This window comes from Confluentibacter sediminis (assembly GCF_003258355.1).
Classification (GTDB): domain Bacteria; phylum Bacteroidota; class Bacteroidia; order Flavobacteriales; family Flavobacteriaceae; genus Confluentibacter; species Confluentibacter sediminis.
The window spans coordinates 1-23,397 of sequence record NZ_QKPO01000022.1 but is presented as its reverse complement, the minus strand read 5'-3'; the positions used below and the strand labels follow the sequence as shown (position 1 = coordinate 23,397).

General features: G+C 34.2%; 17 protein-coding genes. 7 read left to right on the top strand and 10 right to left on the bottom strand.

Going from position 1 to position 23,397, the window contains the following annotated elements; translation table 11 throughout:
- Positions 1 to 78: 78 nt before the first annotated feature.
- Together ffh and DKT72_RS16625 are read right to left on the bottom strand one after the other, a co-directional pair.
- Positions 79 to 1,407, bottom strand: a complete 1,329-nt coding sequence (gene ffh, locus DKT72_RS16630) for a signal recognition particle protein (RefSeq protein ID WP_111309875.1) — start codon at positions 1,405 to 1,407, stop codon at positions 79 to 81.
- Between the two features lie 180 nt (positions 1,408 to 1,587).
- Positions 1,588 to 3,342, bottom strand: a complete 1,755-nt coding sequence (locus DKT72_RS16625; protein ID WP_162623348.1) for a hypothetical protein — start codon at positions 3,340 to 3,342, stop codon at positions 1,588 to 1,590.
- Positions 3,343 to 3,457: 115 nt separating this feature from the next.
- Between DKT72_RS16625 and DKT72_RS16620 the strand changes: the two genes are divergently transcribed.
- The 4 genes from DKT72_RS16620 (at position 3,458) to DKT72_RS16605 (ending at position 8,429) form a co-directional block, all read left to right on the top strand.
- A complete protein-coding gene (locus tag DKT72_RS16620; protein ID WP_220628144.1) occupies positions 3,458 to 3,973 on the top strand; it encodes an RNA polymerase sigma factor in 516 nt (171 codons plus the stop codon).
- A 125-nt stretch (positions 3,974 to 4,098) separates the two neighbouring features.
- Positions 4,099 to 5,004: a FecR family protein gene (locus DKT72_RS16615; protein ID WP_111309872.1), complete on the top strand. Its 906-nt coding sequence runs from the start codon at positions 4,099 to 4,101 to the stop codon at positions 5,002 to 5,004.
- 37 nt (positions 5,005 to 5,041) lie between these two features.
- Complete coding sequence (locus tag DKT72_RS16610; protein WP_111309878.1) at positions 5,042 to 7,306, top strand: TonB-dependent receptor plug domain-containing protein; 2,265 nt, start codon at positions 5,042 to 5,044, stop codon at positions 7,304 to 7,306.
- A gap of 193 nt (positions 7,307 to 7,499) precedes the next feature.
- Positions 7,500 to 8,429, top strand: coding sequence for an endonuclease/exonuclease/phosphatase family protein (locus DKT72_RS16605; protein ID WP_235841752.1), 930 nt, complete (start codon positions 7,500 to 7,502; stop codon positions 8,427 to 8,429).
- A gap of 25 nt (positions 8,430 to 8,454) precedes the next feature.
- Here the strand turns inward: DKT72_RS16605 and DKT72_RS16600 are convergent, their stop codons facing one another.
- Positions 8,455 to 10,608 (bottom strand): TonB-dependent receptor, encoded by a 2,154-nt coding sequence (locus DKT72_RS16600; protein WP_111309871.1) that lies wholly within the window; start codon positions 10,606 to 10,608, stop codon positions 8,455 to 8,457.
- 527 nt (positions 10,609 to 11,135) lie between these two features.
- Here DKT72_RS16600 and DKT72_RS16595 point away from each other — a divergent pair.
- Complete coding sequence (locus DKT72_RS16595; protein WP_111309870.1) at positions 11,136 to 11,630, top strand: RNA polymerase sigma factor; 495 nt, start codon at positions 11,136 to 11,138, stop codon at positions 11,628 to 11,630.
- 3 nt (positions 11,631 to 11,633) lie between these two features.
- Positions 11,634 to 12,266 carry a DUF8845 family protein gene (locus tag DKT72_RS16590; protein WP_111309869.1) on the top strand — a complete coding sequence of 211 codons (633 nt, stop codon included), beginning with the start codon at positions 11,634 to 11,636 and terminating at the stop codon, positions 12,264 to 12,266.
- A 1-nt stretch (position 12,267) separates the two neighbouring features.
- Here DKT72_RS16590 and DKT72_RS16585 read toward each other — a convergent pair whose 3' ends face one another.
- The 3 genes from DKT72_RS16585 to DKT72_RS16575 all read right to left on the bottom strand — a co-directional run bounded on the left by DKT72_RS16585 (position 12,268) and on the right by DKT72_RS16575 (position 17,804).
- Positions 12,268 to 12,852: a pseudouridine synthase gene (locus tag DKT72_RS16585; RefSeq protein ID WP_111309868.1), complete on the bottom strand. Its 585-nt coding sequence runs from the start codon at positions 12,850 to 12,852 to the stop codon at positions 12,268 to 12,270.
- Positions 12,853 to 13,047: 195 nt separating this feature from the next.
- A complete protein-coding gene (locus DKT72_RS16580) occupies positions 13,048 to 15,339 on the bottom strand; it encodes a type IA DNA topoisomerase (protein WP_111309867.1) in 2,292 nt (763 codons plus the stop codon).
- Between the two features lie 296 nt (positions 15,340 to 15,635).
- Positions 15,636 to 17,804, bottom strand: a complete 2,169-nt coding sequence (locus tag DKT72_RS16575; protein WP_111309866.1) for a T9SS type B sorting domain-containing protein — start codon at positions 17,802 to 17,804, stop codon at positions 15,636 to 15,638.
- A gap of 436 nt (positions 17,805 to 18,240) precedes the next feature.
- Between DKT72_RS16575 and DKT72_RS16570 the strand changes: the two genes are divergently transcribed.
- Positions 18,241 to 18,669, top strand: coding sequence for an FKBP-type peptidyl-prolyl cis-trans isomerase (locus DKT72_RS16570; RefSeq protein WP_111309876.1), 429 nt, complete (start codon positions 18,241 to 18,243; stop codon positions 18,667 to 18,669).
- A gap of 120 nt (positions 18,670 to 18,789) precedes the next feature.
- Here the strand turns inward: DKT72_RS16570 and DKT72_RS16565 are convergent, their stop codons facing one another.
- The 4 genes from DKT72_RS16565 to DKT72_RS16550 form a co-directional block, all read right to left on the bottom strand.
- The gene (locus DKT72_RS16565; protein ID WP_111309865.1) at positions 18,790 to 19,017 is read right to left on the bottom strand and encodes a CDGSH iron-sulfur domain-containing protein; all 228 of its coding nucleotides are present in this window, start codon (positions 19,015 to 19,017) and stop codon (positions 18,790 to 18,792) included.
- A gap of 182 nt (positions 19,018 to 19,199) precedes the next feature.
- Entirely contained in the window at positions 19,200 to 21,404 is a 2,205-nt protein-coding gene (locus tag DKT72_RS16560; RefSeq protein WP_111309864.1) for a DEAD/DEAH box helicase, read from the bottom strand.
- Positions 21,401 to 22,243, bottom strand: a complete 843-nt coding sequence (locus tag DKT72_RS16555) for a HamA C-terminal domain-containing protein (RefSeq protein ID WP_111309863.1) — start codon at positions 22,241 to 22,243, stop codon at positions 21,401 to 21,403. The genes DKT72_RS16560 and DKT72_RS16555 overlap by 4 nt, the downstream gene beginning before the upstream one ends.
- A gap of 520 nt (positions 22,244 to 22,763) precedes the next feature.
- Positions 22,764 to 23,327, bottom strand: a complete 564-nt coding sequence (locus DKT72_RS16550) for an REP-associated tyrosine transposase (protein WP_111309862.1) — start codon at positions 23,325 to 23,327, stop codon at positions 22,764 to 22,766.
- Positions 23,328 to 23,397 lie beyond the last annotated feature (70 nt).

Below are 23,397 nucleotides of genomic sequence, written 5' to 3'. Positions count from 1 at the left end.
CTTTTAACTTTTAACTTTTAACTTTTAACTTTTAACTTTTAACTTTTAACTTTTAACTTTTAACTTTTAACTTAAAAATTAACGCATATTCTTCATCATTTGCATCATCTTTTTACCGCCGCCACCTTGCATCATTTTCATCATTTTGCTCATTTGGTCAAATTGTTTTAGCAACTGATTTACTTGTTGTACAGACGTTCCAGATCCATCACCAATACGTTTTTTTCTGCTAGCATTGATAATGGATGGATTGGTTCTTTCTTTTGGTGTCATGGAATGAATAATAGCTTCAATGCCTTTAAAAGCATTATCATCAATATCGACATCTTTCATCATTTTCCCAGCACCAGGAATCATACCTACAAGGTCTTTCATATTCCCCATTTTTTTGATTTGCTGAATCTGTTTTAAGAAATCATCAAATCCAAACTGGTTTTTAGCAATTTTCTTTTGAAGTTTTCTAGCCTCTTCTTCATCAAATTGTTCTTGAGCACGCTCTACAAGAGACACCACATCTCCCATACCCAGAATACGGTCTGCCATACGCGATGGATAGAAGACATCAATAGCTTCCATTTTCTCACCCGTACCAATAAATTTAATTGGTTTATTAACAACTGATTTGATAGAAATGGCAGCTCCACCTCTTGTATCACCATCTAATTTGGTTAAAATAACGCCATCAAAATTCAAGACATCATTAAAAGACTTAGCCGTATTTACAGCATCTTGCCCAGTCATCGCATCTACAACAAACAAAGTCTCTTGAGGCTTTATGGCTTTATGGATGTTCGATATTTCGGTCATCATAGCTTCATCAACCGCTAAACGACCAGCGGTATCTATAATAACCACATTATAGCCATTCGCTTTGGCATGAGCGATCCCAGCTTGTGCTATAGCCACTGGATCGGTGTTTCCTTTATCACTAAAAACCTCTACATTAATTTGTTCTCCAACAATATGTAATTGGTCTATCGCAGCTGGACGATACACATCACAAGCTACCAATAACGGTTTTTTAGATTTTTTTGTTTTAAGGTAGTTCGCTAGTTTTCCAGAAAACGTTGTTTTACCAGACCCTTGTAAACCAGACATTAAAATAACGCTTGGTGTACCAGAAAGATTGACCCCTTCTGCATCACCCCCCATTAATTCCGTAAGCTCGTCCTTAACAATCTTAACCATTAATTGCCCCGGCTGTAACGTCGTTAACACGTTTTGTCCTAAGGCTTTTTCTTTAACACTTGTGGTAAAATCTTTTGCTATTTTAAAATTAACATCGGCATCCAATAAAGCGCGACGCACTTCTTTAAGTGTTTCTGCAACATTAACTTCTGTAATGCTTCCATGTCCTTTTAAAACATGTAGCGCTTTATCTAACTTTTCACTTAAATTATTAAACATAGTATTTTTTCAAATTTTAAGAACTGCAAATTTAGTGATTTGATGTGTATTATCGAAGTCTCATTTTACAAAAAAAGGGAAATAAAAAAAGCTGCCAAATTTATATTTGACAGCTTATAAAGGAAACCTATTTAACTAACCTAAAAATCGAAATAATAAGTTTTCCCTTTTAAACAAAATTTACCAAATTTTCTTTTCAAGCACCAATACACTTTCTACAGTTCCAGTTGAACTGAAATTTTTAAGCTCAATTCTTCCGGATGTTATGCTTGTAATTTTCCATCTATGGCTTAACACATTAAATGGGGCTATATTTTCGAATAGCATTCCTAAATATAAGCCTTCATGCCTATAGCTTAACCAAGACCCGTTTATAATGCCACTATTTGAATCTGTAACTTTTACTCTTCCACTTATTAAGAAATCTATAGTATGCATGGAATAACCGACTGTTTTATCTAAATCTCCAACTTGATATTTAGCAACTTCCCATCTTCCGGCTATAAGCGCAGCATCAATAACCGTTAAGTCATTATCAACATCTGGACAATGTCTTTCTAACACCATTCTATTATTGGCATTTTCAAGTTTCATTAAACCTGGTTCCAAGAATGTTACAAACCATTCCAGTTTTAAATCCGTTCTTCCATCGAAAGTAATTTGCAAAATAAAACCACCATTTCTTGGAAGCACTTCATACGTACCCGAAACAAATTCACCATTTATACGAATTCTAACTTCGTTATTTGAAAGGAATTTTAATGGTGTTCCTATGTAATCTTTTGTATTTTCTACACCATCAACATATAATCTTTCAACTCTCCAAAAACATTCCTGTAAATAGTTTTCTATGCGTTCTTTAGTGATCTCTACAACAATATCACAGTTTTTCTTTAAAATGATTTTATTACTACCATCTGCGAATAATTTGATTCTTCCTGGTTCAATTTCATAAACATACCATTCTAAAGAGAAATCTACCAAGGAATCAAACTCTAATTTAATAGCCACTCCTTGATCTGTAACTCGAGTACCCCAAGTTCCTGTTAATATATCACCACCACGTTTACGAACTTTAACCACCCCGTCTTCTTTAAACACCATAACATATTCTAAGTAGATGTCAGTTAAACTATTCTGATTTCTGTTAACTTCATAAACCACCCAAGAACAGGTTTTTAATAGTTCCTCCAAACCATCTTGAGTAAAATCATCATCATGGTAATCATTATCATCATCTTCATCACATAAATCTTTGGCATCTTTAATAGTGCTATGCAACTCTAAATTATTATGCACAACAATAGTAGAACCATCTGAATATTCCATAGTAATAGGAAAATTTATGCTCGCAACAACCTCACGGTTTCTAACACGTTTAATGAAAAGAAATAACTGTCTGTCATTCTCAATAGTAACATTATCAATTATTTGAAATTGGGTGTTAAAAACCGAAAATGACATAGGATATTGAAAATCGATACATTCAATATCATCATCTGGTTCATTTTCACCTTTGCAGTCTTTAATAAGCTCAACCAAAGCAGCACGATTTTCAATAGTTACTTCGGTATAATCAGATAAAATAATAGTAATTGGGTAAATAATCTCCAAACGATCATCATCATCGTCAAACTCATTAAAAATGGTCTCGATAACTTTATAATCCTCTGTAGAATCTATAGTAATTTCAAGACCATTAGCAACAACAGTTACAGGCAATTGAACAGATAAACAACTGGCATTATCTATAATATTGTCTTTAGAACCATCCATTTTGGCAGTCGCACTCATATTGGCAGTTAATTCTGAATCTGCTGTTAAAGCTTCTGCTTCTGTAGGCGGGGTAACCTCAGTCACTTCATCTTGACATGAGGTAAAAAATAAAAGGGCAAAAAAAGGAAGTAATACGAATGTTCTAATTTGTGCTTTCATGGTATTTAGTTTTGGATTCAACATAGCTTTTTGAATATAAAACAAGATAGCTTTAAAAATTCCTACCCCTTGTTCGCTTTTTTTTTAATTTAGCAATACCAACCCGCCCATTATTATGGAGAAACAACTACAAGAACATATTTGCGAAGAGCGATTATTTTCTTCCATCTTTAATAAATACTCAAAAGATTTACATAATTTTTTATACTATAAGTTTGGTGAATTGTTAAATCCAAAAGACAAAGTACAGGAAGCGTTTATTAAACTTTGGGAAAATTGTGCCAAAATAACCCCCGATAAAGCCAAAAGCTTTGTTTTCACCACTGCCAATAATTTAATGTTGAATGACGTAGCCCACCAAAAAGTAATTTTAAAGCATCAACAGACCAAACCCAAAACATATACCAATGAAAGCCCTGAGTTTTTAATGCAGGAAACCGAGTATATGGATAAACTACAGAAAGCACTTTCCAATTTAACAGATGCACAACGGGAAGCTTTTATGATGAATCGAGTTGAAGGCAAACGTTTTAAAGAAATTGCAGTTATTTTAGATATTTCAACCAAAGCGGTAGAAAAACGCATTTATGGGGCTTTGGAAAAGTTGCGGAAAGATATTCAGGAGTTGTGATTGTTGGTTGTTGGTTGTTGGAAAAGTAAACTTTGAAACTTTGCTTCTCAAAAACTTTGAAACTTTTTTTTAAACCTAGGTAGGAAAAAATAAAACTTAACTGTTATATAGTTGTATAAGAAATCATGAACAGAGAAACACTCATATCGAAATGGCTTGATAACGATCTAAATGATCAAGAACTTGAAGCGTTTAAAAACCTTGAAGACTATGATGATTTAATTAAGTTATCTAACGGAGTTCAAGCTTTCAAAGCTGAGGAATATGATACTTCAGAAGCATTACAAATTCTTTTGTCTAAAATCAAACAACCCTCAGTAAAAACTAAAAAACAAACCCATTGGTTTAAACCATGGATGCGGGTTGCTGCTATTCTAGCCATTTGTTTTAGCTTATACTATTATACAACGACTTTAGATACAACGATTTCAACAGATGTTGCTCAAAAAACAACTATAGAATTACCAGATGCCTCCATGGTATCTTTAAATGCGAAATCTCTCTTAGTATTCAATAAAAAATCATGGAAAGATGAACGCAATGTAGAACTTGAAGGCGAAGGCTTTTTTAAAGTTTCAAAAGGTTCAACTTTCAACGTTATAACAAAATCAGGAACTGTAACGGTTTATGGTACTCAATTTAATGTCAAACAACGAGACCATTATTTTGAGGTTATTTGCTACGAAGGGTTAGTGGGCGTTACTTATAATTCCATAGAAACAAAATTAAAACCTGGTGACAGCTTTTTAATTATTGATGGGAAAATAATTGCTAAAGAAAAAGAAAACAGCCTAACACCTTCGTGGCTAAATAACGAAAGCCAATTTAAAAGTTTACCTTATAAAACTGTTTTAGCTGAGTTTGAAAGACAGTATGGCGTTAAAATCTCAACTCAGCATATTGATAACGAACAATTATTCACTGGTAATTTTACCCATAATAATATAGACATTGCTTTAAAATCCATTACACTACCCTTACATGTCACATATAGTAAAACCAATAATAGCATCATAATTAAAGGTGAGTAGAAAAGGGATTCTTTCTATTTTTATTTTCTTGTTTTTTTTGAAGGTAGTTAGCCTAAAAGCACAAACCGTTCAAAAAGACATGCAACCGCTTGATGTTATTTTAAAAATTCTTGAAGCTAGATATAATATTAGTTTTTCCTATGCCGATTCTAATATTGAAGATAAAAAAGCCTGGCTTCCTGAAGACCATTTGTCTCTAGAAGATGCTTTAAGTTTCCTTAAAACAGATACCGAGTTAGACTTCGAAATATTAGACAATCGCTTTGTAGTGATAAAAAAAAACGAAGTAGAAACCAGTCCTGGCACATTTAAAACACAACGCCTTGAAGAAATAATTGTCACTAATTATCTCACTTCCGGTATTAGCAAATTAAATGACGGAAGTATTACCATAAAACCCGAAACGTTTGGCATCCTTCCCGGACTTATTGAACCCGATGTGTTACAAACCATTCAAGCACTTCCTGGGGTATTGAGCATTGACGAAACCGTTTCAAACATCAATGTTCGTGGCGGCACACACGATCAAAACCTATTGCTTTGGGACGGCATTAAAATGTATCAATCTGGTCACTTTTTCGGATTGATTTCAGCATTCAATCCATACACAACAACATCTGTAAACGTGTCTAAAAACGGAACAAGCGCTAAATATGGTGATGGTGTTTCCAGTATTATAGATATGCAACTTTCCAACACCTTGGATGGTGAGTTTAAAGCAGGTGCAGGTTTTAATTTAATTAATGCTGATGCTTTTGCCAAAATACCTTTATCAAATAAAACGGAATTGCAACTATCTGCCCGTCGTTCCGTAACCGATTTACTGGTTACGCCTACTTACGACCAATATTTTAAACGCATTTTTCAAGATTCCGATTTAAGTAGTACTAGCAACAATTCCATTTCTAAAAACGAAGACTTCTATTTTTACGATGTTGCTGTTAAATTTTTATATGATATTACTAAAAAAGACAGAGTTCGATTCCATTTTTTGAACATTAACAATGATTTAAATTACCAGGAACAATCTACCGTCAATAACCAAAGTGACGCTTTGAATAGTAAACTTTCGCAACAAAACCTTGCCGGTGGCATTACCTACACCAAGGATTGGAGTGATTATTTATCTACCACTTCTCAAGTTTATGTCTCTAATTATGATTTGGATGCTACCAATTATGATGTTACAAACAACCAACGTTTAATTCAAGAAAACGAAGTATACGACGGTTCGGCAAAATTTGAAATCAATTACAAACCTAATAGTCAATTCAAAATGGATGGTGGCTATCAATTCATTGAAGTAGGCATTAGCAATCTGGAGGATGTTAACAATCCCGTTTTCAGAAGTTATATTAAAGAAGTCATAAGAAGTCATGCCGTGTATGGTGAGACTTCCCTCCTTTCAAACAATGCAAAGACTAAATTAAAGTTTGGTACACGCTTAAATTATTTTAAAAAATTCGACTTGTTTTTAGTTGAACCTCGCCTGAGTTTCAGCCATCGATTTTTAAATGATTTCAGATTTGAAGTTTTGGGAGAAATCAAAAGTCAGACCACCTCTCAAATCATCGATTTGCAAAACGATTTTTTAGGTATTGAAAAACGCCGTTGGATATTATCAAATAACAAAGACATTCCTGTTATAAAAAGCAAACAGGCTTCTATTGGTCTTCATTACAATAAAAACAGATTGCTAATAAGTGCCGAAACGTTCATTAAAAAAGTAGATGGTATCACCTCCAGAAGCCAAGGCTTCCAAAATCAATATCAATTCATTAAAGCAACAGGCAATTACACGATAAAAGGCTTTGATTTTTTAATCAACAAACAATTTAATGATATTTTCAACGCTTGGTTAAGCTATTCATACCATAAAAATGATTACCTCTTTAACAACTTAAATAATGGGACGCCTTTCCCAAATAACGCCGATGTAAGACACACGTTGGCAATCTCTGGTGCTTATACCATACAAGATTTCAAATTAGCCTTAGGCTTGAATTGGCATTCAGGAAAACCAACCACACTACCAATTAACAGTACCAATGGCACCATAAATTACGAGTCGCCCAACAGCTCTAATTTAGATGATTATTTAAGAGCCGATGTTTCTGCAACGTATGCTTTTAATATTTCAGATAGGTCTCGCGCAACCATTGGAGCATCTATTTGGAATATCACAAACAAGAAAAACATCATTAATACTTACTACACTTCCAATAACCAAGACATTATCAATAAGGTTGAAAATATGTCTTTAGGTATCACACCCAATATCAGCCTGAGAGTTCTGTTTTAATTCATATTCTGTTTTTGATTTATTAAAAAACATCATCTATATTAGTTGAATGATTTGGACAATCCTCTATTTTTTCTTTTCAATGATACTGATCATTGCATCCGTACTCCCTCTTATATCCAATCAATATTGGATCTTTAGAATATGTGAATTTGCCAGAATACAAATCTTAATCTTACTAATCATTATACTGATGCTTGGGTTACTCATATATCCCCAACAACCAATGCATGTCTGGATCACCGAAATTATTTTATTCGTTTTTACAATAAATCATGCCGTTTTATTAATGCCTTATCTACCATTTAAAAAACTAGTTCCCAAGGTAAAGGCTCCTAAGAATTCCGAATCCATCTCCTTACTTTCATTTAATGTATATCAAGACAATAAGGCATATCAAAAATTTATTTCTTTGGTTAATGAATTGAAACCTGATATATTTTTAACCATGGAATCGAATTCAGATTGGGAACAGGCTCTATCCGTTCTAGATGCAGAGTATCCCTATCGTAAAAAAGTCCCCTTGGAAAATAGATACGGAATGCATTTTTACTCAAAAATAGAAGTTAATGATTGCAAAGTAAACTATTTCATGGCAGACGACTTACCTTCTATTGAAGCCAATTTAACGACCAAAAACAATGAAAAACTAACGTTTTTTGGGACCCATCCACCCCCACCAAGCCCTACAGAAGAAGACACTTCCAAAGAGCGGGATGGCGAAATTATAGTGATGGGGAAAAAAGTGAAGACATACAACAATCCCGTAATTGTCGTTGGTGACTTTAATAATGTCGCTTGGTCTAAATCGAGTAAATTATTTAAAAAGATATCCGGATTGAAAGACCCCCGTATTGGAAGAGGCTTTTTTTCCACATACCATGCCAAATATAAATTGTTGCGGTTTCCCATTGATTTGTTTTTTCACTCCAATAGCATTTGTATTGAAGAGTTTAAAACGCTTAAAAATATAGGTTCAGACCACTTGCCCTTATACTGTCGGTTTTTTATTAATTCGGAAACAAATAAGCCTGAAAAGAATGACGAGCACCTAGATAAAGAAGACTCTGACGAAGCTAATGAAATGATTAAAGAAGGAAAGAAAGAAGACAGTGATAGATAAGAAAAAATAAGATATCATTTGTTATCTAAAAATTATTCAACTGATTGCTTTTTTTATCCTCACTAATCGTCCAAAAGAACCCTATAAAAAAGAATTGATCTGTTGCTGGCGTTAAGGCCCGTCTATTAAAATTACCGTTTACATCGGGTGTATTGGCATATTGGTAGCCATTAATATTTTTAAAGCCCAATACATTATTTACAGAAGCATACAGTATTTTTTGTGGCGTTATTAAATAGGCCCAATTTAAGCTCAGGTTCTGATAAGCCTTTGTTTTTTCATTTAAAAACCCTGATAGGTTTGGATCTGTATACGGCCTACCAGAAGCTAGCGCATAACTAAAACCGACTTTGCTTCGCAGACTTTCTATCCAATATTTCCAAACAACTGATCGATTGTGGGTATTCGCAAAACTAGGTTGTGCTTTAGTTGGGTAATTTTTATAATCCCGCTTGGTATCTAATAACGAGTAACTTACCCAATATTCCGTATTCTTTAAGGTTTTTGTGTCTCTCCAAAACAAATCTATTCCTTTCGCATAACCGAAACCAGTATTAGAATAGTTACTATTAAAACCCGCAAAGTCCGAATCATACTTCACCAAATTATTGTAGTCTTTAAAATAACCTTCTGCCCTAAACAATTTCCCTTCACCATTGTATTGATAATTAGCAATATAATGCGTTGTGTTTTCAGATTTCAATTCCTGATTAAACTTTAAAATAACGTTGGTTGGGGCTTGATAAAAACGGCCATAGGCCAAAGAAAACTGACTACTATTAGATATTTTATATGCAAAAGACAGTCTAGGGGCTACCGTAAAAGCTTCAAACAATTGGCTATACTCGGCACGTAAACCCGTTTTAAAAGCTAAGTTCTTAGATAAAAATAAATCGGCTTCAGTAAATGCCGCAGCTACATTGTTATCAAAACCATAAGACACCTTATTTACGGAAACATCTTGATAGCCTTCTTTAAAATTAGTCGCAAAATACTCTGCCCCAAAATAGAGTTTAAAACGGTTACTGATACGGTTTCTTAATTTCAATTTTACATGAAAAGAGTTTTCTTCATCATCAATAAAACGATCTTCGATATGCATATCATTACGGCCGTTGGTATAACTAAAGCCACCAAACAAAGACCAATTATCATTTAAAACACCTTGATAAGAGCCATTAAAATAGAGGTTGTTATTATTTAATTTAAAGTACAACCCCTGACTATTATCAATATCTTCTTGTGTTAATTCGAAAGTGGTTCTATCAAATGCTCCGTATAATTTAAACAATCCAGCGTTTGTTTTTTTACGAAATACCGATTCTCCAGAAATGCTTTCAAAAGGCTTAATCCATTCATTTCTGTTAGAAAAAACAGCATTATAAGGTGCCAAATTAACATAGGAGGTATTAAAACTTAACGAACCACTATCCCATTTTTGAGTATTACCCAGACTGGCACCAACACTCATTATCCCAATATCTGTTTTTTGTTGATCTGGTTCATCAATGGTATTCAATAACAATACACTGGATAATGCTTGCCCATATTCTGCCGAGTAACCACCTGTGGAAAAGGTAATACCATCAAACAAAAAAGGAGAATAACGTCCACGTGTTGGTGAATTATTGGTCGTTGGTGTGTAAGGAGTAAATACACGAATGCCGTCGATAAATATTTGTGTTTCTTCGGCCTCGCCTCCACGGACAAACAACCGCCCATCTTCTGCCACCGTAGTCGTCCCTGGGAGCGTTTGTAAAGCTCCAACAAAATCACCCAAAGCACTTGCTGTTGTCACCACATCTAAAGGCTTTAATGCATTTACTTTACTATTGTCACCCGCCGAAAAAGTACCGGCAGATAAAACAACGGCATCTAACGTGCTTACATCTTCTCGAAGTTTAATGTTTAAATGTTTCATTTCAGAGACATTTCCATACAAAGTAAAGGTTTCATAGGCCACAAAAGATATTACCAAATTTTGATCTCCGGTTTCGTTTGTTTCAAATGAAAAGCTACCATCATCGACAGAGGTCGCTCCATCATAGGTGCCTTCCAAATAAATATTGGCTCCAGATATTGGCACATTATTTTCGTCAAAAACATGACCATTAATAGTTTGCTGTGCACTAAATTTTAAGCTTATTAAAACGATTATTAGCGTGGTTATTTTCTTCATGGTTTTTGGTTCTTTTTTTATGATGACACAAAAGTCACCTAAAAAAACAGGCCCATAAATTCTAAATAACCGAACTGTAAAATATGCATGACGAACTGAAGATTACCCGTTTTTCAAATAAAAAAACACCCTCAAAATAAATGGCTTTTTTAGTGGGTTTTGTAATTTTTTTTAGGATGTTTACGGCAACTATTTTTTTTATATATTAGCCAATAAAAACTTACAACTTCAACCTTAAAAACCTCAAAAAACACGCTATAGATTTTATCTATATAACACATTTAAAAAATTAATTATCATAACTTTAAGAATACTACATGAAGCGATAGTTTAAATATATAACAAAACACATAATACCCATATATTTAACCACTGACCACAACCTAAACAAACCCATTACATTAAAAAAAGCAGCCCTAAATCATGCTCTATTATGTCAGGATAAAAACAGAAAAACTAAAATAACCTGACCCCTGTTGTAACATTTAATACATTTAGAATACTTATATAACAACCAAACCAAAACATTGAATAAAGAACCAGAACATAGCTTTGTTGAATTGCTTGAAAAGCATCAAAATATCATCCATAAAGTGTGCCGATTGTACACCAATAATTATGATGCCCACAATGATTTGTTTCAAGAAATTACCATTCAACTTTGGAAAGCGTACCCGAAGTTTCGGGGAGACTCTAAGTTTAGCACCTGGATGTATCGTGTTGGATTAAATACCGCCATCACGCTCTACAGAAAATCCAAACGGACTATTGCCACCCAAGGATTTGATGGTGTTGAATTTAAGATGAAAGCAGAAACTTATGACGACACCGAAGAGCAACAACTTAAGACTATGTACAACGCATTGCACCAATTAAACGATATTGACAAGGCACTGGTTTTTTTATACTTAGAAGACAAAGACTATAGTGAGATAAGTGAAACCATGGGGATAAGCGAAGTGAATGCCCGAGTGAAAATGAACAGGATCAAAACCAAACTTAAAACCATTTTAAATCCTTAATGTATGGATGAATTAGAGCTATTAAAAAAAGACTGGAATAAACAGTCTGAACATAAAAAACTATCTGCAAAAGAGATATACCCAATGCTTCATAAAAAATCGTCTTCCATTGTTAAGATGTTGTTTTATATTAGCATTGGCGAATTAGTTCTCTGGATTTTAATCAACTGCATTCCTTATACCTTTTCAGATGCCTATAAACAGCGAATAGAGAGCATATACAGTAATAATTATTTATTTGCAGCATTAACCGTTTTCGGCTACGGTATTATTTTATTGTTTATTTATTTACTTTTCAAATCCCATAAAGCCATATCGGTCACCGATAATGCCAAGAAATTAATGGAAAGCATTTTAAGAACCCGAAAAATCGTTAAATACTATGTCATATATAATCTGGTTATGGCATTTATTTCTATGGCTGTGGGCTCTTACTTCTTCATTTTTCATAGCCCTGAATTATCAGACAGCATATCGCATCTCAACAACAAACAGTTAATTATCATGTTTGGTATTACCCTAGGTATCACAGCGGTATTTGTATTTGCTATTTGGCTTTTTTATAAACTTATTTATGGCTGGCTCCTAAAACGCCTAAACAGAAATTACAAGGAATTACAAAAGCTGGAAGATTAAATCAAAACCCATCAACGGCAATAACCTCCCCAACTTGCATGTTGGCTAAATGGATATTCCCTACCCGAACCCTTACCAATCGCAAGGTTGAAAACCCGACTGCTGATGTCATTTTACGCACTTGCCTAAACTTCCCTTCGTTTAAGGTTATCGATACCCATGTAGTGGGACCATGTCTATCGTCCCGTATTTTTTTAGAACGTGTTGGAAGTTCTGGAATGTTATCCAACTTAAAAACGGCGCATGGCTTGGTCATGTATTTTTTGCCATCAAAGCCTATTTCCACCCCTTTAGATAGTTGCTCAATAGCTTCATCGGTAATCGCGCCATTGACTTGGGCATAATATTCTTTTTCCACTTTTTGGCTATTGATAAAATCACTCATTTTCCCATCGGTAGTCAACAACAATAAGCCTTCCGATTTTTCATCCAACCTCCCAATGGCCATGATGCCTTCAGGGAAATCATGCAGCGCGCCCAAGAACTTTTTAGATTGTTGTTTGCTGGCATTACTGGAAAACTGACTTAAATAACCGTATGGTTTGTAGATGATGAAATGGCGGTGAATCGTTTTAACTAAACTCATAATTTATTAAATGCCTTATAAATACACATCATTTGTCAGTTCGATGAAGTACAGAGGTTCGAAATATTTTGCATCGAGAACCTTTTAAGTTACGATGCTTCTTGATACAATTTTCCCATACTTCGAAACCCACTCGACACGAAGCGAAGCTGAACCGAACAATGTTAAACAACATTCACAACCTTATGCATTACTTTAAATACTCGCTTTTAAAATACTAAAAACAAGCTCTTTAGTCGGGGTGTGTCCGTTTACTTTTTGTCGCACCGTTTCAAAAGACACTCGGAAATCGCAACCCGATTTATAGTCACTACAGCCATAGGCGGCAGTGCCTTTTATCACCGTTCCTTTTTTACATTTCGGACAGGTTAAGGTGTCTGGGATTGTTTTAGAAACGGTTTGCTTCGGTTCTAACTTTAATTTGAAATTCTCATCAAAACGCAACAAACCCTCAACGCTCTTGCCTTCAATGTTAAAGTCTTTTAAATTCACTGTCGATCCTTTTTGCAGTAATCGTATGTATTGTTTCTCCGATATTTTTTTACCAGCAAAACTAAAAGGCAACACAAAATCGCAACCTGCTTTGTAACCACTACACCCAAATGCCGTTTTTCCTTTCAATAAAGCCCCCTGCTGGCATTTTGGACATATTTCGGAGCTGATACCTGTCGCTTTCTTTTTCGTCGCTTTAGGGGCTTGTTTTGATGTTGCGGCGGTATGAGAGATATTGGCTCGCACGGTTTCACTGCGCACTTCGTACACTAATGCATCTACCATACGCTTCATGTTGTTTATAAAGGCATTGGCTGTAAACGTGCCTTTTTCAATATCTTTTAATTGCTTTTCCCAACTGCCTGTTAATTCTGCTGATTTCAATAAATCATTCTGAATGGTGTCAATCAACTGAATCCCTGTTTGGGTGGGCAGCACCTGTTTTTTGTTTCTAACAATGTATTTGCGCTTAAACAGGGTTTCTATAATGTTGGCTCGGGTTGAGGGTCGCCCAATACCGTTTTCCTTCATTAAATCGCGTAACTCTTCATCGTCTACCTCTTTCCCTGCGGTTTCCATAGCGCGTAATAAAGACGCTTCCGTAAACTGATTGGGCGGTTTGGTTTCCTTTTCTAAAAAGGATGGTTCGTGTGGCCCTGTCTCCCCTTTTACAAAGGTCGGCAAGATGTCGGCTTCCTTTTCTTTAGTATTGGGATCTTCAAAAACGACCCGCCAGCCTTTTTTTAAGATTTCCTTCCCTGTGGTTTTAAAATGCACTTCGGCTGCTTTACCAATTACGGTGGTATTTGCCACATCACAATCGTCGTAAAACACTGCAATAAATCGTCTGGTTATGATGTCGTACACCTGTTGCTGATTGTATTGCAGGTGGCTTTGCATCCCCGTGGGGATAATGGCATGGTGATCGGTGACTTTTTTATCGTTGAATACTTTCGGTGATTTTTTAATCTTTTTTCCTAAAAGTGGTTGTGTTAAAGCGGCGTAATTGGTCAGGTTTTTTAAAATACCTGATACTTTTGGGTACACATCATTTGGTAAAAACGTGGTATCTACCCTCGGGTAAGTCACTACTTTTTGCTCATAAAGGGTTTGAACTATTTTAAGCGTCTCATCTGCCGAAAACCCAAACTTATTATTGCAATACACCTGCAAGCCTGTTAAATCAAAGAGCTTTGGCGCATATTCATTGCCCTTTTTCTTGTCGATGGACACAATTTCAAAATCGCTTTCTTTTACTTTATTCGCCAACACTTCACCATCTGCCTTGTTTAAAAAACGACCTTCTTCGTAACTAAAAAGGGTGTCTCGGTATAAGGTTTGTAATTCCCAATACGGCTGCGGTTTAAAGTTTTCAATCTCTTTAAATCGGTTTACCACCATCGCCAAGGTGGGGGTTTGCACCCGCCCTATGGACAATACTTGTTTATTGGCACCGTGTTTTAAGGTGTACAATCTGGTGGCATTCATACCCAACAGCCAATCGCCAATGGCTCTGGAAAAACCGGCGTAAAATAAATTATCGTATTGGGTTGATGGCTTTAAGTTTTCAAAGCCTTCTTTAATGGCTTCGGTGGTTAGTGATGAAATCCACAACCGTTGTACCTCGCCTTTGTATTTGGCCTCGTTCATCACCCAACGTTGGATGAGCTCTCCTTCTTGCCCCGCATCCCCGCAATTAATCACAACCTCAGCTTTATCAAATAAACGCTTTACGATTTTGAATTGCTTTTGGATGCCCGAGTTCGCCACCACTTTGGTTTCAAACTTTTCGGGCAGCATGGGTAGGTTGTTTAAATCCCAACTTTTCCAATGGGGTTTATAATCGTTGGGTTCTTTGAGGGTGCATAAATGTCCAAAGGTATAGGTGACGGCATAGCCATTGCCTTCAAAATAGCCATCGTGTTTGGTATTCGCTCCTAAAACAGAAGCGATTTCGCGGGCAACACTGGGCTTTTCGGCAATACAGACTTTCATGTTTATTTTAATGGTTTTATTTTAACGTACCGTCACTTAACGTTGTTCAGTTCGGCTTCGCCTCGTGTCGAGTGGTTTTCGAAGTATGAGAAAACGGCATCGAGAAGCTTATATATTAAAACGGTTCTCGATACAATTCTCCTGCGTCGAATCACTCGAACTGACAGTACAACACATAACAATGCAAATAACACACCAGGTTTTTTACATGTATTTTGAAGCCGCAAAATAACAATTTAGAAGTTGGTTTTAAAAAGGAATTGTTAGTAGTTATTAACCGTTAATTTATAAAAAACTTACCTTTTTAAACTAAAGTGCCCTAATTTATAGGTATTGTCTTGAAACACTATTCTGTACCAATAATCTGCCGATGGCAATGGGTATCCGTTAAAGTTGCCATCCCAACTACCAACAGAATTTAAACGTTTTAACAGTTTTCCATATCTATCAAAAATGTACACGTTGTAATTTTGATTAAACTCTTCAGTGATTTTCCAAACATCATTTACCCCATCTCCATTTGGAGTAAAAAACTTTGGAATCTTTAAATCAATAATTTCTGTTTCGCAATCAACACCACCTGATACTGCATTTAGAACTATGGTCGTTTCTTTAGTGCAAAAAGTGTTTTTCTTAGTTACAACAGCAGTTATTACTTCCTGATTTCTAGTTGAATTCTCATAAGATTCATTAATAAAATCACTAATATCATTACCATTACTATCTAAATATAAAAAATCATAAAGAGAGACATCATCAACTAAATCTAAATTCAATTCTGAAAGATTAAAAACTGAAAAACCATTTCCGGTAGTATCGCAAGCATATAAATCTGGTATCGTATTTAATTCAAATGATTGTATAGTCTGTAATTCAATCTCAGTCTCTTCATAACAATTTGAGTTGTATTTATTCTCTACTCGAACATAAATTCTTTGAGAATATGGCGATGAATTTGTGTAAAAATCAGGAAGTGGACTCGGCAGATCGCTTCCCTGCTCATCCTTATAATAAAACACATAATTTTCTACATCATCAACCAAAGAATTTTCTATGTTAGACATACTGAAACTTGAAGAAAATCCATTTCCTAGATCTTCACAAGCCGTTAATATTGGTATCGAATTTATTGTTGGTTTTTTTAAGTTGTCAAAATCATACGTATTGAATAAATATATCGCTCCCGAATCATTCAAGAAATTTTGTTCATTAATATCGAAATCATGCCAATATGCACCAATAAAAAAGTTTTCACCATTAAGTACTATTTCGCGACCAAAGGCATCACTATTATGTTTTATATCTTGTTCAATTATCTGATATTCGTTAAAATTACCATTTAATCCTTTTTGAAACATATATATATTGCCATATGATGCGCTTAAATTTCCATTTATATCATATTCATACTCAATACCCCTTACCGCTATTATATCATCATACAAATCCAATCGGTCTCCAAAAGACAAATGATTAAGCGATCCATTTGAAGCTCTTATTTTTTGAATACCTTGCCAAATTCCAGAGGTATTCTTTTTAAAAATATATACAGACCCCAAAGATGTTAAAGGCCCCCCTCCATCACCACTTAAAGCACTATCATAATCATCGTCCCTTCTTGCCGTTATAGCAATAATATCCTTATCAACTTTTACAATACCGCCAAACCTGTCCTGTAAGCCCCGAAAATCATAAGCAACCAATTTAGTTACCTCACTCCAAGTATTCAAATTAGCATCTTTTTCAAAAACATAGGCAGCTCCTGCTCTATTGGCTCCCTCATTTTCAGCCCCTATAATGATAGTATTTCCATATATATCTACAGATTCCCCGAAATTATCTCCTGCACCACGATCGCTAGCTGTAATTTTTTGTACTAACGACCAAACTCCAGAAGTATCTTTAAAATAAATATATGCAGCACCCGCATATGTAGAAACATTATTTAAACTATTATCTGTACTGTTATAAGAAGCCCCTACTATCATAAAGTCTCCTGAAATAGCCATTCTCGAAGCAAAATTATCCCATAAAACATTTTCGGGTTTAGTAATTTTTTGAGTAAAAACATATAAATCATTTATATTCCTTTCGTAGATATAAATAGCATTTCCCCCTCTGGGATTGAGTGGGTCACAACCATAAACGGCTAATGTCGTATTATCCATAGTCAAAATACTTCCAAAACCACAATAATCTTCTGTTCCAGTTAGTGTTAATTCTTGATAGAAAACCCAACCTTCACATGTCATTTTTGCTATATGGACTTTCCCCGCGTTTAATGTAGAACCAACATCTACAGCGCTTGCCCCAAAGGCGGCATAATTGCCGTAAGTAGCAATAGACAACCCAAACGAACTGGATTCTGTTCTTATTGGTTCAACAAATTTGAAATTTTGCTGCCATTGTTGAGCTAACAACTGCTGAGCGCTTATAATTATTAATAAAAAATAGAAACGTTTCAAATCTGATTTTTAGACAAAAACAAATCTAGTATCTTTTGTCAAATCTAAATGAAATTATAGATTATATGCTTAAATAAAACGATAACCCTAATTCTTAAAACAAAAGCATTAAATAGATGTAGATACTCTAATTTGTTTGGTATTTGTAGAACTATATCGTACAATCTTTACTTTGACTGACATCCTTTCAGCCCAAATTATTTTTTTTATTAAGATTATTTTGAAAAAGCCTATCCAGTGCTGCTTTACCACCATCAAAGGGCTAGCGGATTATTTTCATGTTTTAAACCTGTCGGTTTTATAGCGTTATGGCAATTCTATATCGCTTTTTAGTCTTTTGGCGTGGTTTTCGCGGCCATTGGCTCTATATGTTTAAAAAAATACGGGACGCATAAAAATTATGCCAAGCGTATTTTACAAAAATTACAATGATAGTATGAATCAAGTTAAAGAAAACAACACGGTTAAAGTCAATTACACAGGTAAATTAGCTGACGGACAAATTTTTGATAGTTCCGAAGGAAGAGACCCCTTAGAGTTTACTTTAGGACAAGGACAATTAATACCTGGTTTTGAAAAAGGCTTAATCGACATGGCTTTAAACGCAAAGAAAACCATCACCGTTGCTAAAGAGGAAGCCTATGGAGACATCAACCAGGATTTAATACAGGAAGTGAGCAAGAGTCAACTTCCTCCAGACATCATGCCCGAAGTTGGTATGGGATTGGTTTCTAAATCTCCAGAGGGACATGAAACCAATATGCGTGTGGTTGAAGTTAAAGACGACAGTATTGTGATAGATGCTAATCATCCTTTAGCGGGGAAAGACCTTATTTTTGATCTGGAAGTGGTAGAGATTAAATAAACAGCCCTTTCCACATAAAATAAGCCTCTTATTTTATAAAATCCTGATAGCTCTTCTTAAACTAAACACGTTTAACAAAGGCTGTCAGGATTTTTTTTGTGTCACAGCAAAGCTGTTATGTTATTTAGCTTTCATTGGTGGTAAATCGAAGGCTTTGGCGTCGTGCTCAAAATGGTTGCGGTGGGCACCATCGCAAAATGGTTTGTTGGCAGACATGCCACAACGGCAAATCCCTAATACCGTTCTACCTTGTAAACCGTACACATTACCTTGTGCATCTACTATTTCGAAATCTCCCTCTACTTTTACAGACCCATTGCTGTTAATCGTTAGTTTTGTTTTGCTCATACTATTGTTTTTGTTTTAGGGCAAAGTTGGGGAAAATTATTTTGGGTTTTGAAGATAAGAGAATTATTTTGTTAGAGTTTATTAAACTTAGTTTTTGCAAAACATACTTTTATTTTTGTTTATATGAAACAATAAGTGAGTATTTAAAAGTTTGTCAAATAATTTGTGCTTTCTATTTTTATTTAAAAAGCCTTTCTTATTTTCTCAATCTCATATTTCAATAAACCATTTGAAATCAGTTCTTCATCTGTTAATTGGTTGAGATTAATAATATTCATTTCTGGAGTCTTGTCTTTACTAACATATTTATTTAATTTTCTTATTGCTGAGTGTGGAATGTCATATTCATTTAATGCAGCAATATTTGGATGCAAAAATCCATTTTCAATACTACTTGCAATAAATGAGTAGTTACCATAAGTCATATTATGCTTTTTGAAAGTGTATTCCTGTAGGTTAGAAACTACATTCAACCATTTTGGTAATTTATAGTCAAACCAATGTCTAGTTATATGTAAAATTGAATAAGTAGTAGTATCAATTCTCTTTTGTAAATCAGGTATCCTCTCAATCCAAAATGAATCATTAATATATGCTCTAATGACTGAATTAATCGATTTTAAATTTATATAAGAGAATGTAAAACTTGCTAACCATCTTGCAGATAATCTTCCTATTCCTTCTATATAAGTTTTATCTCCTGGCCCTGTTAAAGTATCCCAACAAAGTTCAATAACTGTACTAAGATTGTTAAAATTTTTAGGTAATGAAGTCCATGAAAGCTGGTTGTGATAATAATCTAAATCTGATTCAATCTTTGATACAATAGAAATCTGGGAGTCTATTGAAATACCAGAGTTTAGTTTAATAACATCTTTTAAATCTTCAGGTAAATTATTGAAAATGTCCAATCTAGGTTTTGCTTTTTCATCAATATCTTCATCTTGCATAGAAATCAAAATTTCCAATGGAGCTTGTTCCTGATTGAAAAGAGGAATATCTACAAATAGTTCCATTTGTTCTGGCTGGTCTTCGAACCTTATTACATTTCCAACAAAATGTTTTTTCATACGACCGGAACGACCTGCGATGTTTTTGTAATCAAAAAAGTCAATAGGTTTCCTACCCTTTTCTTTGTCGTATAGGACAACATTCTTTGCCGATGTGTTTACTCCTTCAATAAGAGTCGATGTGCAAAATAACCACCTAACAGAGCCGTTATTAAAATAATCTACAATAGAGCTTCCTAAGTGTCGAGGTAAAGCTCCATGATGAAAAGCAATTCCATATTCAAGTGCTATATTCAAAGACCATTTATTATTTACACTTTCTTTAATCCAATCTATTATGTCATTGTTTTCTAAAACAAATGGATTATCAATTTCAACTCTACTCTTCATTAGAAAACTTAAAAACTCTAATGCTAAATTAGTTGCTTTGTTTGGTGAGGAACAGTAAATAATTGTTTGTTCTTTTAGAGTTTCTAAAAAGTTGAATAGGTTTAATTTTTTAAGCTCTTTTTTTTCATTGGCTTTCAGACGACCTTCAACCAAGTTGCTTGTTTCGTCAACTGCTACTGTTGCAAACTCTGTTGGAAACCAAGTTAAATCAAATTTATTTTTAAAGTTTACGGGTATATTCTTAATCATTGGACCCAATAAATAGAATTTATTGGTATACTTTAGTAATCGGTGAAAAGCTTGATTAAGCGCAATTGCCCTATCATCGTCTCTATCTATGCTTAGTTTATAGAATTCGTCAATTACAAAAAATTCTATATCTGGAAATTTATCATATTCTACAACTCTTTCGCCAGTAAAAAGAAAAATATTTCCTTTTTCATTATCAGGCTCTTGACTTGTTGATACAACAACTTTGTAAATATCTTTATATTTTAAAAGCTTTTTCCTAGTCTCATCTAACAAAGCTAAAGTAGGTTGTATAACTACTATTTGTTTATATAATTGACTTGCAATAATCTCTTCTATTAAAAGACTCTTCCCAAAACTTGTGGGAGCACTAACAACAATAGACCTTTTGCTTTGAAGCTCTATTGACAATTGTTGTTGTTCTTCATGTAGATAAACATCTTTTAAAAAAGGAGATTTATGGTATTCATATCTAATTAAGGCACTCTTTGACAAAAGTTTAGGGTTTACATATGGATATAAACCTGCTGACTCTGTAATATCATTCCATATTTGTTGGGTTGGCTCAGGGATTAAATCCCAAATATCATGAATTCTTATGACTATATCTCTTCCTTCTCGCTCATTATTTCTCAATAAATAGGTACAATATTTTGATAAATCGAAACTGTCCTCAATTGAAATTTCTTTACTAGAAGATAGGAAATCAACGGCTTGATTATAGGATTCAAAACTCATATGTTTTGCATTGATTTAAGTCTTTTATCCAACTCATTATTAAGTGCATCTTTGTCAGGAACTGGTAGCAACAAAAGGATTATTTCAACATTTGTTACAGGTTTAGATTTGTTAAACCCATCGAATAAGTCATTGCATTCGTTTACAAAATCATCAAAATACTCCTTTGTATTGTCGTTATGAATATTAAATATAGAACTGTTGTAAGTACATACCATAGGAATTACTATATTAGAAAATATTTTATCTAACGTTTGGTGTTTGTCCAGAAGCTTCCTCCAATACTCAATTTCCGGAACGCTGTTTGGTAATTTTCTTGATATTAAATTAAATTCTTTCCTTATATAATCTTCATTAACATGCTTATTAATATCGCTTATTAAATCTCTAATCCCCCCTTTTCCAGTCTTATATAATTTTGATTCACCAAGCCAAAGTTTTTTCTCTTCTCCTTTTATAGTGATTTGTACTCCATCAAAACCATGTGCTGGTACATTGTGAGAGTCTTTAAAATACATCTTTGAAATTAAAGGGATGGTATTATGAAAATCTCTCAGTAAAAGATGCAAAATCAATTCCCCAAATTCTCCTCGAGTTTGATACTTTTCCGTAAGATACACTGTATCAGCAGCTTCTTTTAGTCTTTCAACAATTTCAGTTAATGGAATATTATCACCACAATGATAACCCAAAGAAAATTCTGGTATAACATTTCTAATAATATCTACTAATGGCTGAAGACGAAATTGATTTCTATCGAATCCAACATGATAAGCTTTAACACCAATATCTGAAATATGCTCATTTATAACTAAATCACTTTTAAAGGGTCTACTCATTTATTACAGTTTAATTATCTAATAGGTTTTTCAAACATTAACACTAAAAACAAAACCAATTTAGAATTTTTTTCCCACAAAATAAGTATGATATAGTGTACTTTCGCTCTAAAGACCATTTTAAAGGTTTAATGGTGTATTTAGTTAGTAATAAGATTGCTTGGCCCTCTCAAAAACGATACCAATTACAGCTTCGAAATAATATCCCCCCAGAGCCAAATCACAAAACTATTTCTGCAATAAAATATCACCAATCTTCAATGATTTTAACCCCCCCCCCGCTACCGCACGATTGTATCGCCGCTACCGCACGATTGTATCGTGTGGTGTGGAGTTTTTCAGTAAAGGTTTCTAACTTTTAGTTCCTAATTTACTGCATAAAAAAAACCACAACTTTTACATTATGGTTTCCTCTTGTTTTTATTTCTTACTCTTACCGCCGCTACCGCACGATTGTATCCCCCGCTACCGCACGATTGTATCGTGTGGTATGTATATATTAATCAGTGGTGTCTATATATTAATCAAACGTTCTAAATACAACAACATCATCTACAAGCCCTTTTATATCTGCATAATCTGTCGCACTACTATAAACATAATCTTCTGCCTTATAAACCAAGCCTGCTTCAACTGGGTTGTTGTGTACATAATCAATTTTCTGTTTAATTACTTTAGCACTCCATAATTCGATGGGTTTATTATCGTGCCTCCAAAACTGATAATTAGTTACATTAGAGCTCTTTTTTCCTTCGTTTTTAAAATACTCTAATAAAAATTCCTTTCTGCTCTCTCTTGGATTTTCTTGTATTGCTTTTACTATGGATTTACTAGTAAATCTTTTCAAGTCACCTATCAATAGCTCTGGCTTTTGACCTTTTGTACTTCTAAAAACTAAATGTACGTGACTTGACATAATACACCAAGCATGTATTTCTAATCCTTTCTCTTTTTGACAATACCTTAAACTTTCAACAAACAAATCTTTGTACTCGTTTCTGATAAAAACATCTAACCATCCAACAACAGAAAAACTGATGAAATATAAGCCTTCTGGATTATGAAATTTGTAGTTTCGACTCATAAAAATGTAAGCTTCCCAAGAATAGAACTGTTTAATTTTCTAAAGTTACCATAAAGTTATAGATTTTAAT

Excerpts from the sequence above, each read along its gene's own strand:
- DKT72_RS16565 (WP_111309865.1), bottom strand. The coding sequence starts at position 19,017 with ATGAGCAAAACAAAACTAACGATTAACAGCAATGGGTCTGTAAAAGTA.
- DKT72_RS16585 (WP_111309868.1), bottom strand. The coding sequence starts at position 12,852 with ATGAGTTTAGTTAAAACGATTCACCGCCATTTCATCATCTACAAACCA.
- DKT72_RS16580 (WP_111309867.1), bottom strand. The coding sequence starts at position 15,339 with ATGAAAGTCTGTATTGCCGAAAAGCCCAGTGTTGCCCGCGAAATCGCT.
- DKT72_RS16550 (WP_111309862.1), bottom strand. The coding sequence starts at position 23,327 with ATGAGTCGAAACTACAAATTTCATAATCCAGAAGGCTTATATTTCATC.
- DKT72_RS16590 (WP_111309869.1), top strand. The coding sequence starts at position 11,634 with ATGGATGAATTAGAGCTATTAAAAAAAGACTGGAATAAACAGTCTGAA.
- DKT72_RS16560 (WP_111309864.1), bottom strand. The coding sequence starts at position 21,404 with ATGAGTTTTGAATCCTATAATCAAGCCGTTGATTTCCTATCTTCTAGT.
- DKT72_RS16625 (WP_162623348.1), bottom strand. The coding sequence starts at position 3,342 with ATGAAAGCACAAATTAGAACATTCGTATTACTTCCTTTTTTTGCCCTT.
- DKT72_RS16570 (WP_111309876.1), top strand. The coding sequence starts at position 18,241 with ATGAATCAAGTTAAAGAAAACAACACGGTTAAAGTCAATTACACAGGT.
- DKT72_RS16605 (WP_235841752.1), top strand. The coding sequence starts at position 7,500 with ATGCTTGGGTTACTCATATATCCCCAACAACCAATGCATGTCTGGATC.
- DKT72_RS16600 (WP_111309871.1), bottom strand. The coding sequence starts at position 10,608 with ATGAAGAAAATAACCACGCTAATAATCGTTTTAATAAGCTTAAAATTT.
- DKT72_RS16620 (WP_220628144.1), top strand. The coding sequence starts at position 3,458 with ATGGAGAAACAACTACAAGAACATATTTGCGAAGAGCGATTATTTTCT.
- DKT72_RS16615 (WP_111309872.1), top strand. The coding sequence starts at position 4,099 with ATGAACAGAGAAACACTCATATCGAAATGGCTTGATAACGATCTAAAT.
- DKT72_RS16555 (WP_111309863.1), bottom strand. The coding sequence starts at position 22,243 with ATGAGTAGACCCTTTAAAAGTGATTTAGTTATAAATGAGCATATTTCA.
- ffh (WP_111309875.1), bottom strand. The coding sequence starts at position 1,407 with ATGTTTAATAATTTAAGTGAAAAGTTAGATAAAGCGCTACATGTTTTA.